Consider the following 12108-nt stretch of genomic DNA (forward strand, 5'->3'; position numbering starts at 1 on the left):
CCCCGTTCGGATCTACTGAGCGCTGCTGCACCTCACGGTGCCTCGTCGCCGTTCTGCCGACCGCTCCCCGGTGATGGCCGGATCGATGCGTGTGCCTATGATCCTACCGCGACTCGCCGCGCAGCGTCACGCTGCCCGCGCTCACCTCGACGTCGATCGTCGCGGCCGCCTGGCGGTCGGCGTCGACGTCGATCGCGGCGCTGCCGGCGGAGACGTCCTGCGTCACCGCGTACTCGCCGTCGGGGATCGCGAGCTCGATCGCGCCCGCGCTCACGGTCGCGGTGATCGCGTCGGGCTGCTCGCCCGTCACGGCGCCGACGACGCGGCCCGCGCTCACGTCGAGCTGCACCGTGCGCGGCGAGTCGATCGCGAGCCGCGCCTCGCCCGCCGAGACGTGCACGTCGAGCGCGTCGGCGGTGCCGCCCAGCTGGGCGCTGCCGGCGCTGAGGTCGAGCTCGGCGCGGCCCCAGTCAGCTGCGGCGTCGAGGCTGTCGGCGGAGACGTCGGCGACGATGTGCAGCCCGGCGTGCTCGAGCTCGGCCGGCAGCGTGAGCGTCACCTGCTCCTCGCCGAATCCCCGGTCGCCGAAGCCGAAGCCCCAGCCGCCGCTCCAGCCCCCGCCCCACGGGCCCCACTGCCAGCCGGTGCCGACGACGAGCGCATCGCCCTGGCGCTCGAGCGTCCACCGCTGCACGGGGCCACCCGTCGAGCTCGCGTCGAGCGTCGCCTCGTCGACGTCGGCGAAGACGACGTCGAAGTCGGCCGCCGAGGTCGAGAGCCGCAGCTCGGTGACGCCCTCCGCGTCGGCGCTCCAGGTGCCGTCGGTCGCGCGGTGGGTGGCGACGCCGTCCGCGACGCCGCCGCCGATGGTGAAGACGGCGGCGATCGCGCCGAGCACCACGAGCACGATGCTGATCGCGCGGCCCGCGCGGTTGGTGGTGGGGATGGTCATCGGATGCCTCCTGGGGCGTCGTCCGGGCGGCCCTGGTCGGAGCCGGGCGCGTCGAGGTGGGCGAGCACGGCGAGCACGCGGCGGTTGCCGTCCTCGGGGTCGAGCTCGAGCTTCTGGAAGACCGCGGAGATGTGCTTCTCGACACTCCCGGCGGAGATGTAGAGGCGGTCGGCGATCGCCTGGTTGGAGGCGCCCTCCGCCATGAGCGCGAGCACCTGGCGCTCGCGCGGCGTGAGCCGCTCCATGCGCGCATCGCGGCGGCGGCGCGCGAGCAGCTGCGTGACGACCTCGGGGTCGAGCACCGTGCCCCCGCGCGCGACCTGCTCGATCGCGGCGAGGAAGTCGCGCACGTCGGCGACCCGGTCCTTCAGCAGGTAGCCGAAGCCGGCCGGTCCGCTCGCGATGAGGTCGGCGGCGTAGCGCTCCTCGACGTACTGCGAGAGCACGAGCACGCGCGGCCGGTCGCCGCGGCTGCGGATGCCGATCGCGGCGAGGATGCCCTCGTTCGTGCGCGTCGGCGGCATGCGCACGTCGAGGATCGCGAGGTCGGGGTCGGATGCGCGGATCGCGGCCTCGAGCGCGGTCGCGTCGGGCAGCTGCGCGACCACCTCGTGGCCCGCATCCGTCAGCAGTCGCGCGATGCCCTCGCGCAGGAGGACGGAGTCCTCGCAGATCAGGATGCGCACGGGACGTCCACCTCGATCGCGGTCGGGCCCCCGACGGGACTGGCGAGGGTGAGGGTGCCGCCGACGCCGGCGACGCGGTTCGCGAGCCCGTCGATGCCGCCCCCGGGGAGGCGCTCGGCGCCGCCGATGCCGTCGTCCTCGATGCGCGCCCACAGCGCGTGCTCGCGGGTGCGGATCGAGACCCGGATGCGGCTCGCGCGGGCGTGCTTCTGGGCGTTCGTGATGCCCTCGGCGATCGCGAAGTACACGGCGGTCTCGCTCTCGCGCGAGCAGCGCCGCTCGAGCCGCGCGTCGACCTCGACGGGGATGGCGCTGCGGGCGGCGAGCGCCGAGACGGCGGCGTCGAGGCCGCGGTCGTCGAGCACGGCGACGTGGATGCCGCGGGCGACCTGGCGGAGCTCGATCACGGCGTTCTTCGACGACGCGTGCGCCTCGTCGATGAGCCGCTTCGCGCCCTCGGGATCGGTCTCGATGCGGTCGCGCGCCATGCCGAGCTGCATCGCGATCGAGACGAGCCGCGGCTGCACGCCGTCGTGGAGGTCGCGCTCGATGCGGGTGCGGTCGTAGTCGGCGGCCTGCACGACGCCCTGGCGGCGCTCGCGCTCGTGGAGCGCCCTCGCCTCGAGCTGCGCGCGCTCGTCAGGCACGAGCAGACCGAGCGCGACGCCGCGGTGGGCGATCGCGAGTCCGACGGTGCCGGCGACGCCCGCGGCGAGCGCGAGGATGCCGAGCAGGGGCGCCCACTCGACCGGCACGGCGATCGAGGTCAGCGGGATGCGCACGCGCTCCGCCTCGCCGAGCGGCGCGAAGGCGAGCGGGATGCCGAGGCCGACGAGCGGCAGCAGGCTCAGCACGAAGGCGCCGAGGAGGCTCGCGAGCGCGAAGCTGAGGATCGCGCGCCAGTGGGCGCCGTCGCTCACGATGCGGAGCAGCCGATGCGGGATGCGCAGCCAGTCGGTGCGGTGCGAGCCGCGCAGCACGGCCGGCGGCACGGGCGCGTCGTACAGCGCCGCGATGCGCTCGCGCTCGAACCACGCGACGCCGAACATCGCGAGCAGCGCGAGGGCGAGGAAGAGCACGCCGACGACGACGATCAGAAGCCCGGCGCCCAGCGCGACGAACGTGAGGAGGAGGGCCAGGATCGGGAGGCCGATCGAGCCGAGCACCACGAGGTGCGCGATCGTCGCGAAGAGGGGGCCGAGGCGTTGCATGGCTCCACGCTAGGCGCGCGGGGAGGCGATCGCGCGGCGGTTCCCCGGAAGCCTCGCGGGGGCTATCCCCCATGCGCGCCGGGCTCAGCCATAGCCGCCGTCGGTACCCTCACCGCATGACCGCCTCCCGCATCCGCCTCGGCGCCGCAGGCCTCGCAGCCGCGGCCGCCCTGCTCGTCGCAGGCTGCGGCATCCTGCCGTCGCCCTCGCCCGCGCCTGTGCCGACGACGCCCGCGACCGTCGAGCCCGCGCCCGGCGATCAGGCGCAGCAGTGCGCGCAGGTGCTCGCTGAGGTGACGGCGATCGCGACGGACATCTCTCGCGTCGGCGAGCTGCTCGCGACCGACCCGTTCGGCGCGCTCGCGCTCGTCGGCAGCATCTCGACGCGCGTCGGCGACCTCGAGACGCGCGTGACCGACCCGGCGCTGCTCGAGCGCATCGGCGAGATCCAGGCCGGGTGGGATGCGCTCGTCGCCGACGCGCAGGAGTCGCTCGCCTCGGGCGACGCCGCAGGCATCGAGCGCGCCGGCACGGCCCTCACCGCGCTCGGCGACCGGGTCGTCGCACTGCAGGAGTTCTGCGCCGGCACGCCGTGATGCCGGTACGGCGCACGCCCCTACGCTGAGCGCATGACCGCTCCCCTGCTCGCGCTCCTCGACGGCTCGCTCGCCGACGTCACGCATCCGCTCATCCGCGCCGACGACCTCGGCGTCGTGCGCGGCGACGGCGTCTTCGACGCCGCGCTCGCGCGCCGGGGCCCGGATGGTGAGGGCTTCGTGCGCGACCGGGACGCGCACCTCGACCGGCTCGCGCGCTCGGCGGCGATCCTGCAGCTGCCCGAGCCCGACCGCGCGGGCTTCGGGCGGGCGATGGACGCGCTCGTCGCCGCGTGGGACTTCGACGCGCAGCCCGAAGCGGTCATCCGGCTCGTGCTCACGCGCGGCCCGGAGTCGGGCGGCGAGCCGACCGCGTTCGCGCTCATGGCGCCCATCTCGGCCGGCGTGCTGCGCGAGCGCGCCGAGGGCGTCTCGATCACGCTGCTCGGCCGCGGGCACGACGGCGACGAGGTCGCGTCGATGCCGTGGCTGCTGCCGGGCGCGAAGAGCCTGTCGTACTCGATCAACATGGCGGCGAAGCGGCACGCGGCGCAGCGCGGCTTCGACGACGTCGTCTTCGTCTCGCCCGCGGGGCAGCTGCTCGAGGGGCCGACGTCGACGCTCGTCGTCGATCGCGGCGGGCGGCTCCTCACGCCGCCGCAGGACGGCATCCTGGCCTCTCTCACGCTCGAGCACCTCATGGCGGCAGCGCCGGGCGCCGGCATCGAGGTCGCGTTCGAGCGGCTCGAGCCCGCCGACCTGCTCGCGAGCGACGGTGCGTGGCTGCTCTCGTCGGGCCGGCTCGTCGCCGCGGTGACGAGCGTCGACGGCACCGAGCTGCCGCGCTCGCCGCTCGACGAGACCGTGCGGCGGCTGCTCGACGCTGAGAGCGAGAACGTCTAGCGAAGCCGCTCGGCCTGCGCCGCGATGAGCGTCGCGACCGCTTCCGCCGGAGCGCGCTCGTGCAGCACCGCGACGACGTGCCGGCCGACGGCCGCGGCGTCGACGACGAGCGCCGCATCGTCGGACTCGAGCGCGACCGCCGCGTCGTGCGCGGGCGGCGGGGCCGCGAAGGTGCCCGATTCGGTGCCCGTGCCCTCGCAGGCGGCGGCGAGCGCACGGAGCGCCGCGGTGCCGTCGGCGGCGGCCGCAGCGCTCGGGTAGCGCAGCACCGCGACGTTGAACGCGCCGCCCCGCTCGGTGCCGGTCGCGAGCGCGACCATCGCGGCCTCGCTCGCAGCGCCGTCGACGGCGCCCGCGGCCGCAGCGCACTCGGCGCTCGCCGTGCGCGCGACGGACACGTGCGGGATCGCCTCGCCGACCGGCACGGAGCCGGGCGGCGCGAGCTCGGCCCACGTCCCTTCGGTCCACGTCGGCGGGGGCAGCGAGCCGGCGTCCACGAGCATGTCGACGAGCGCACGCGGGGCCGCCGGCGGCGTCGGCGAGGGGCTCGGGGCGACGGATGCGGTGGGCGCGGCCGTCGGGGTCGGCGTGGGCCGGGCGGGCTCGGCGGACGGCGACGGCGCGGGTTCAGCCTCGGGCTCGTCGGGATCCGCGCGCTGCTGGTGCGGCCGCGGCCGCACGCCGGGCGCTTCGCCCCCGTGGCCGCCCACGGCCGGGAGCGCGTCGGGCGGCGCGACGCCGGGCGCGGGGGTGTCGGCCTCGAGCCCGGGGTCGGTGGGGCTCGGCATGGCGGCTGCGCCGCAGCCGACGAGCGCCGCGCTCATGAGCACGGCAGCGGCGACCGTGAGGATCCGATGCCCGCGCCGCATGTCCCCCATGATGAGCCGCGAGCCTGGGAGGGCGGGGGACGGCGCGGTCAGCCTCGCGGATCGTTGTGGATTCGTGATGCCGCCGCGATCGGCTCGATCGCGGCGCGCACGGCGGCGGACGCGTCGGGGCGTCCTGGCTCGAGCGCCCACGCCGCGAGCGCCGCGCACGCCGCGGCGACGATCGCGACCGGCGCGACGGCCGCCGCGGACGACTCGGGCAGCGCGTCGCGCTCGAGCGCGAGGGCGAGCGCCGCGCGCTCGACGAGCGGCTGCAGCCTCGCGGGAGCGCCGTCGCGGAGCGCGACCTCTGCGTCCATCGCCCGCGCGTCGCGGAGCGCGACGGGCGGCGTCCGCCCCCACGGCTCGACCGCCGCGGCGATCGCCTCCACGAGCGCGTCGAGCGCACCGCGCTCACGACCGGAGCCGTTCCCCTGCGCTGCCTCCAGCGCTTCACCGGCCCTCGCGATGGCCGCGTCGAGGGCGACCCACAGCGCATCCGCCTTGGACTCGCAGTAGGAGAAGACGGTGCCGCGCGAGACGCCGGCGCGGCGGGCGATGTCGTCGACGCTCACCGCGCCGTAGCCGCGCTCGAGGAAGAGCTCGAGCGCCGCCTCGTGGATCGTCGCCGCGCTCGACGCTCGAGGGCGGCCGGGCCCCCGGCCCTTGCTTCGGCGCTGCGTGCGATCCGTCGCCATGACATCCCCTCCCGGCGCTATTGTTGCACCCAGTATGACAATGCGCGCCGCTCCGGCGCCCTCGCGAGGAGATCCCGTGACCACCACCACCGCGCCCTCGGGCGCCGCTCCCGCACGCTCGAGCAGCTCCGCCCGCGTCGCCACCGCGGCGACGGTCGGCACCGCGCTCGAATCGTACGACTTCTACACCTACTCCTACTTCGCCGCCTTCTTCGCCGGCCCCTTCTTCTTCTCGGCGCTCGGCGACGGCGGCGCGCTCGCGGCCTCGTTCGCGACGATCGGCATCGCCTTCGTCGTGCGCCCGCTCGGTGCGATCCTCTTCGGCCACCTCGGCGACCGCATCGGCCGCCGCTCGACGCTGCTCATCACGATCGCCCTCATGGGCGTCGCGACCGGGCTCGTCGGGCTGCTGCCGACCGGCGAGGGCTGGGCGCTGTTCGGCGCGATCGCGCTCGTCGTGCTGCGCATCGCGCAGGGCCTCTCGCTCGGCGGCGAGTGGGGCGGCGCCGTGCTGCTCGCGACCGAGCACGCCGACGCGCGCCGCCGCCCGTTCTTCGCGTCGCTGCCGCAGCTCGGCTCGCCGATCGGGTCAGTCGCGGCGGGCGGCCTCATGCTCGTGATGTTCTTCGGGCTCGGGCCCGAGGCGATGGCGGCCTGGGGCTGGCGCATCCCGTTCCTCATCGCCATCCCGCTCATCGCCGTCTCGCTCTACCTGCGCTGGTCGATCGACGAGACGCCGGTGTTCAAGGAGCTCGCCGCGAAGGGGCAGCGCGAGCGCAACCCCGTGTGGGCGGCGATCCGCACGCAGCCGGGCGCGTTCGGCGTCGCGATCCTCGTGGCGCTGCTCGGCATCGGCTCCTACTCCCTCATGAACACCTACACGATGGGCTACGGCGTCACGGCGCTCGGCTTCGACGAGATGCAGCTGCTCGCCGCCGCGACGATCGGCGGCCTCCTGCAGTTCGTCACCGTGCCGGCCTTCGGGTGGCTCGCGACCCGCATCGGCTCGGCGCGCGTCGTCGCGCTCGGCGCCGCGGGAACGCTGCTCATCGCGTTCCCCATCTACTGGCTGCTCGGCAGCGCGACCTTCGCCGTGCTCGTCGCGCTCATGATCGTCGGCGGCATCCTGCCCACCGCGTCGTGGGCCGCGCTCGGCGGCACGATGCAGGAGCTCTTCCGCGGCCGCCACGCCTACTCGGCGCTCTCGGTCGCCTACGCGCTCGCGGCCGTGCTCTCGGGCTTCATCCCCTACCTCACGACCGAGCTCGGCGTGCTCACGGGCGGCGCCTGGTGGCACCCGGGCATCGTGCTGGCAGCGCTCTCGGCGCTCACGCTCGTCGGCGCGATCATGGCGGGGCGGATGCGTCGGCTCGGCGACGAGGACGCCGACGCCGCGCAGGCGGCCGTCCCCGAGGAGACGCCCGCGCCGGTCTGAGGCGCGACGCCCCCGTGCACAACGCAAGCCCGTCGAGCGGGAGCAGCGGCGGATCGAGCAGCCTGCCCGGATCCGCCGCACGGACCGCCCGCCCGGCTTGCGTTGTGCACGGGACGGGCGGGGCGAGCGAGAGGATGGTGAGGTGCTGCAGCCGACGATCGCGAGGGGCGCGAGCGCCGAGGTCGAGATCGCTCGCTCGCGCTTCATCGCGACGGCCCACCGCATCGCGAGCCTCGACGAGCTCGCGCCGCTCGTGCGCGACACCCGACGGGCCCATCCGGATTCGCGGCACGTCTGCAGCGCAGCGATCGTGGGCCCGCACGGCGAGTCGAGCCGATCGAATGACGACGGCGAGCCGGCGGGCACCGCAGGATCGCCGATCCTCTCCGCGATCGCCGGTCGCGGCCTCACCGATGTCGCGGTGCTCGTCGTGCGCTGGTTCGGCGGCGTGAAGCTCGGCACCGGCGGGCTCGTGCGCGCCTACGGCGGCATCGCAGCCGACGCGCTCGACGCGGCCGGCAGGCTCGAGCGCGTCGCCGCGACCGAGCTCGTCGCGCGGCTGTCCCACGCCGACGCGCCGAGGTTCGAGCACGCGATCCGCGCCGCGGGCCACGAACCGACGATCGACTACGAGGCGACGGGCGCGCGGCTCGCGATCGTCGTCGAGGACGCACGGCGCGCCGAGACGGAGGCGCTGCTCGCGCAGCTCGGCATCGCCGCCGCGTCGGCAGGCGCGCGCGTGCTCGAGGTGCCGGCGTGAGCGGCGCTCACGCGAGCGAGCGCGCGACCTCGACCAGCTGCCGCGCGTAGCCGCCGCCGAACAGCAGCGTGTGCACGAGCAGCGGCTGCAGCTGCTGCATCGGGATGCGCTCGCGCCAGCCCTCCGCGAGCGGCGCGGCCTCGTCGTAGGCGGCGAGCACTCGCTCGAGCAGCGGCAGGCCGAACAGGGCGAGCATCGCGAGATCCGTCTCGGCGTGCCCGCCCTGCGCGTGCGGATCGATGAGCACGGCGCCGGTGTCGACGTCCGACCACAGCACGTTCCCCGCCCAGAGGTCGCCGTGGATGCGCGCGACCGGCCCGACGCCGGCGGGCTGCGGCGCGTCGAAGTCGCCGGCGGTCATGCGGTCGACCGCCGCCTCGACCGCCCGCGCCTGGGACGCATCCAATCGCCCCTCGTCGAGGCAGCGCCGCAGCACCGGCCGCACGGCAGTCTCGGCCCATGCCGCGCCCCACGAGTCGGCGACCGGCTCGGGCGCGAGCGGCACGCGAGAGGAACCCCACTCGAGCGGCGGCTCGGCGCCCGCCGGCGGGCAGCAGTGCCACGCGGCGCCGAAGGCGTGCAGCGCCGCGAGGCTGCGGCCGAGCGCCTCGGCCCGCGCGGGCGTGGGCGCCGCCCCAGCGACGCGCGCGACGCGCAGCGCGCCCCGGTCGAGCCCGGCGCGGGCGATGCGCGTGCCGCCGTCCGGCTCAGCCTCGGCGAGCCACGCGAGCCCGGCTGCCTCCATCGCGAGCCGGTGGTCGGCACCCCCCGGCGCGCGCTTGACGACGTCCATGCCCCCACGATGCCACGCGACGCTGAGCCGCGCCGGGCTAGCGTGGAGGCATGGCCGCTCCCCGCAAGCCCGCTCCCCTCTGGCTCTACATCACCGCCGCCGCGCTCTTCGCGCTCGCGGGCCTGCTGCAGAGCGACACGCTGCCGCGTGTGCTCTTCCTCATCGCCGCCGCGCTCTTCGCCGTCACCGCCGTGCTGCAGTGGCGGATGCGCCGGAAGGCGTGAGCGCCCGCGCGTAGACTGGCGCGGACCACAACCAGGCATCATGCCGTCGCCCTGCCCCGGGGCGCGGCCAGACGCGATGCCGCGCACAGCGAAAGCGAGACGCCATGAGCGCCATGCCCGCCTCCGGGATGCCCGACCGCCCCGCCCTCGAGGGGCTCGAGGAGAAGTGGGGCGAGCGCTGGGAGGCCTCCGGCACCTATCGCTTCGACGCGACGGGGCTCGAGCGCGACGCGATCTACTCGATCGACACGCCGCCGCCCACCGCATCCGGCTCGCTCCACGTCGGCCACGTGTTCTCCTACACGCACACCGACCTCGTCGCCCGCTTCCAGCGCATGCGCGGCAAGCACGTCTTCTACCCGATGGGCTGGGACGACAACGGGCTCCCCACCGAGCGCCGCGTGCAGAACTACTACGGCGTGCGCGTCGACCCGACGCTCCCCTACGACCCCGACTTCACGCCTCCGCTCGAGGGCGGCGAGGGCAAGAGCTCGAAGGCCGCCGACCAGGTGCCCGTCTCGCGCCGCAACTTCATCGAGCTGTGCGAGCGGCTGACGGAGGAGGACGAGGAGAAGTTCGAGCACCTCTGGCGCACGCTCGGCCTCTCGATCGACTGGTCGCAGACCTACCGCACGATCTCCGACGACGCCCGTCGCACGTCGCAGCTCGCCTTCCTGCGCAACCTCGAGCGCGGCGAGGCGTACCAGGCGGATGCGCCGACCCTGTGGGACGTGACGTTCCGCACCGCGGTGGCCCAGGCCGAGCTCGAGGACCGCGATCAGCCCGGGGCGTACCACACGCTGCTCTTCACCTCCGAGGACGGCGACCTGCGGATCGAGACGAGCCGCCCCGAGCTGCTGCCGTCCTGCGTGGCCGTCGTCGCGCATCCGGATGACGAGCGCTACCGGCACCTCTTCGGCACGACCGTGTCGACCCCGGTGTTCGGCGTGGTGGTGCCGTTCGTCGCGCACGAGCTCGCGCAGCGCGACAAGGGCACGGGCGTCGCGATGATCTGCACGTTCGGCGACGTGACCGATGTCACGTGGTGGCGCGAGCTCGACCTGCCGAACCGCTCGGTGATCGGCTTCGACGGCCGCTTCGCCGCCGAGGCGCCCGAGGCGCTCGCGAGCGAGGAGGCGCAGGCCGCCTACGCCGAGCTCGCCGGCAAGACCGTCTTCAGCGCCCGCAAGGCCATCGTCGAGCAGCTGCAGGCCGCCGGCCGCATGATCGGCGACCCGAAGCCCATCCAGCACCCGGTGAAGTTCTACGAGAAGGGCGACAAGCCGCTCGAGATCGTCTCGACCCGCCAGTGGTACATCAAGAACGGCGGTCGCGACGAGGCCCTGCGCGAGCGGCTCATCGCCCACGGGCGCGAGATCGCCTGGCACCCCGAGCACATGCGCACGCGCTACGAGAACTGGGTGCACGGCCTCAACGGCGACTGGCTCATCTCGCGCCAGCGCTTCTTCGGCGTGCCGATCCCCGTCTGGTACGCGCTCGACGAGGAGGGCGAGACCGACTTCGACCGCGTGCTGCTGCCGCGCCCCGAGCAGCTGCCGCTCGACCCGACGAGCGACGTGCCCGACGGCTTCGACGAGTCGCAGCGCGGCAAGCCGGGCGGCTTCGTCGGCGAGGTCGACATCATGGACACGTGGGCGACCTCGTCGCTCACCCCGCAGCTCGCGGGCGGCTGGGCCGACGGCGCAGAGCTGTGGTCGAAGATCACGCCCTTCGACCTGCGGCCGCAGGGCCAGGACATCATCCGCACCTGGCTCTTCTCGACGCTGCTGCGCTCGATGTTCGAGGACGGCCGCGCCCCGTGGCAGCACGCCGCGCTCTCGGGCTGGATCCTCGACCCCGACCGCAAGAAGATGTCGAAGTCGAAGGGCAACGTCGTCACGCCGCTCGGCATGCTCGAGGAGCACGGCTCCGACGGCGTGCGCTACTGGGCCGCGTCGTCTCGGCTCGGCGTCGACGCGACGCTCGACCCGCAGAACCCGAAGATGATCAAGATCGGCCGGCGCCTCGCGATGAAGGTGCTCAACGCCGCGAAGTTCGTGCTCTCGATGGAGGGGCAGCCGGGCGAGATCACCGAGCGCCTCGACCGCGAGATGCTCGCCGAGCTCGCCGTCGTCGTGCGCGGCGCGACGCGCGCGTTCGAGGGCTACGACCACGCGAAGGCGCTCGAGTCGACCGAGGCGTTCTTCTGGACGTTCTGCGACGACTACCTCGAGCTCGTCAAGGAGCGCGCCTACTCGGGTGACGAGCCCGGCCGCGGCTCGGCGATCGCCGCGCTGCGGCTCGCGATCGACGTGCAGCTGCGGCTGCTCGCGCCGTTCCTGCCGTTCGCGACCGAGGAGGTCTGGTCGTGGTCGCACGAGGGCTCGATCCACGTCGCGCCGTGGCCCGAGGCCGACGAGCTCGGCATCGACCACTCCCCGACCGGCATGCTCCAGGCGGTCGGCCAGGCGCTCATCGGCATCCGGCGGGCGAAGACGGATGCGAAGGCGAGCCAGAAGACGCCCGTCGCGTCCGCGGTCATCGGCGTCCCCGCTGCGCTGCGCGAGCACCTCGAGGCCGCGACCGACGACCTCAAGGCCGTGGGACGCATCCGTGACCTCTCGCTCGTCGAGGCGGCGGAGCTCGCGGTCAGCGAGATCGCGCTCGAGGAGGCGTGATGCGGATCGGCACCCGCTGGGCGGTCGGCGGCGAGGCCCCGCAGTCGGTGCCGATCGCGATGCGCGCGGCGATCGACGAGGAGGAGCGCACGCTCGTCGAGCTCGGCGCCGACACCGCGTCGTGGCGCTGGACGCTCACGTGGCTCGAGGGCCTGCCGGTCGTCGAGCTCGACGACGGCACGACCATCCGGCTCGAGGGCGACGACGCGATCGTCAGCCGCGAGGAGTGAGATACGAAGGCCCCCGGGCAGCTGAACTGCTGCCGGGGGCCTTCCTCCCTTGCACAGGAGTGTCCTGGATCGACTC

The 12108-nt window shown here is 74.7% G+C and carries 13 protein-coding genes; 7 read left to right on the forward strand and 6 right to left on the reverse strand.

Translation table 11 applies throughout. The annotated features are described in order from the left end of the window. Positions 1–103: 103 nt before the first annotated feature. From ACP7BI_RS10545 to ACP7BI_RS10555, 3 genes are read right to left on the reverse strand one after another with little or no spacing between them, the layout of a single operon-like run. Positions 104–952 (reverse strand): hypothetical protein, encoded by an 849-nt coding sequence (locus tag ACP7BI_RS10545; protein WP_425845951.1) that lies wholly within the window; start codon positions 950–952, stop codon positions 104–106. Next, positions 949–1638, reverse strand: coding sequence for a LuxR C-terminal-related transcriptional regulator (locus ACP7BI_RS10550; protein ID WP_425845954.1), 690 nt, complete (start codon positions 1636–1638; stop codon positions 949–951). The genes ACP7BI_RS10545 and ACP7BI_RS10550 overlap by 4 nt, the downstream gene beginning before the upstream one ends. Further along, positions 1626–2849 (reverse strand): histidine kinase, encoded by a 1224-nt coding sequence (locus tag ACP7BI_RS10555; protein ID WP_425845955.1) that lies wholly within the window; start codon positions 2847–2849, stop codon positions 1626–1628. The genes ACP7BI_RS10550 and ACP7BI_RS10555 overlap by 13 nt, the downstream gene beginning before the upstream one ends. A 116-nt stretch (positions 2850–2965) precedes the next feature. Between ACP7BI_RS10555 and ACP7BI_RS10560 the strand changes: the two genes are divergently transcribed. Together ACP7BI_RS10560 and ACP7BI_RS10565 are read left to right on the forward strand one after the other, a co-directional pair. Beyond that, a complete protein-coding gene (locus tag ACP7BI_RS10560; protein ID WP_425845958.1) occupies positions 2966–3445 on the forward strand; it encodes a hypothetical protein in 480 nt (159 codons plus the stop codon). 33 nt (positions 3446–3478) lie between these two features. Further along, a complete protein-coding gene (locus ACP7BI_RS10565) occupies positions 3479–4348 on the forward strand; it encodes an aminotransferase class IV (protein ID WP_425845960.1) in 870 nt (289 codons plus the stop codon). Here ACP7BI_RS10565 and ACP7BI_RS10570 read toward each other — a convergent pair. Together ACP7BI_RS10570 and ACP7BI_RS10575 are read right to left on the reverse strand one after the other, a co-directional pair. Beyond that, positions 4345–5217 (reverse strand): hypothetical protein, encoded by an 873-nt coding sequence (locus ACP7BI_RS10570; RefSeq protein ID WP_425845962.1) that lies wholly within the window; start codon positions 5215–5217, stop codon positions 4345–4347. The two genes, ACP7BI_RS10565 and ACP7BI_RS10570, sit on opposite strands and share 4 nt — an antisense overlap. Positions 5218–5264: 47 nt before the next feature. Then, complete coding sequence (locus ACP7BI_RS10575) at positions 5265–5912, reverse strand: TetR/AcrR family transcriptional regulator (protein WP_425845964.1); 648 nt, start codon at positions 5910–5912, stop codon at positions 5265–5267. Between the two features lie 76 nt (positions 5913–5988). On the opposite strand from ACP7BI_RS10575, the gene ACP7BI_RS10580 reads away from it, so the two are divergent. After that, the gene (locus tag ACP7BI_RS10580; RefSeq protein ID WP_425845965.1) at positions 5989–7347 is read left to right on the forward strand and encodes an MFS transporter; all 1359 of its coding nucleotides are present in this window, start codon (positions 5989–5991) and stop codon (positions 7345–7347) included. A gap of 142 nt (positions 7348–7489) precedes the next feature. Continuing rightward, a complete protein-coding gene (locus ACP7BI_RS10585) occupies positions 7490–8107 on the forward strand; it encodes an IMPACT family protein (protein WP_425845968.1) in 618 nt (205 codons plus the stop codon). Between the two features lie 7 nt (positions 8108–8114). Here ACP7BI_RS10585 and ACP7BI_RS10590 read toward each other — a convergent pair whose 3' ends face one another. Beyond that, positions 8115–8900 carry a fructosamine kinase family protein gene (locus ACP7BI_RS10590; protein WP_425845969.1) on the reverse strand — a complete coding sequence of 262 codons (786 nt, stop codon included), beginning with the start codon at positions 8898–8900 and terminating at the stop codon, positions 8115–8117. Positions 8901–8950: 50 nt separating this feature from the next. Here ACP7BI_RS10590 and ACP7BI_RS10595 point away from each other — a divergent pair, with 50 nt between their 5' ends. The 3 genes from ACP7BI_RS10595 to ACP7BI_RS10605 all read left to right on the forward strand — a co-directional run bounded on the left by ACP7BI_RS10595 (position 8951) and on the right by ACP7BI_RS10605 (position 12032). Beyond that, complete coding sequence (locus ACP7BI_RS10595) at positions 8951–9124, forward strand: hypothetical protein (protein WP_425845971.1); 174 nt, start codon at positions 8951–8953, stop codon at positions 9122–9124. 104 nt (positions 9125–9228) lie between these two features. Continuing rightward, positions 9229–11802 (forward strand): valine--tRNA ligase, encoded by a 2574-nt coding sequence (valS, locus tag ACP7BI_RS10600; protein ID WP_425845974.1) that lies wholly within the window; start codon positions 9229–9231, stop codon positions 11800–11802. Beyond that, positions 11802–12032: a hypothetical protein gene (locus ACP7BI_RS10605; protein WP_425845976.1), complete on the forward strand. Its 231-nt coding sequence runs from the start codon at positions 11802–11804 to the stop codon at positions 12030–12032. The genes valS and ACP7BI_RS10605 overlap by 1 nt, the downstream gene beginning before the upstream one ends. Positions 12033–12108: the final 76 nt, after the last annotated feature.

The organism is Agrococcus sp. TSP3-2-1 (genome assembly GCF_049897585.1).
Lineage (GTDB): Bacteria > Actinomycetota > Actinomycetes > Actinomycetales > Microbacteriaceae > Agrococcus.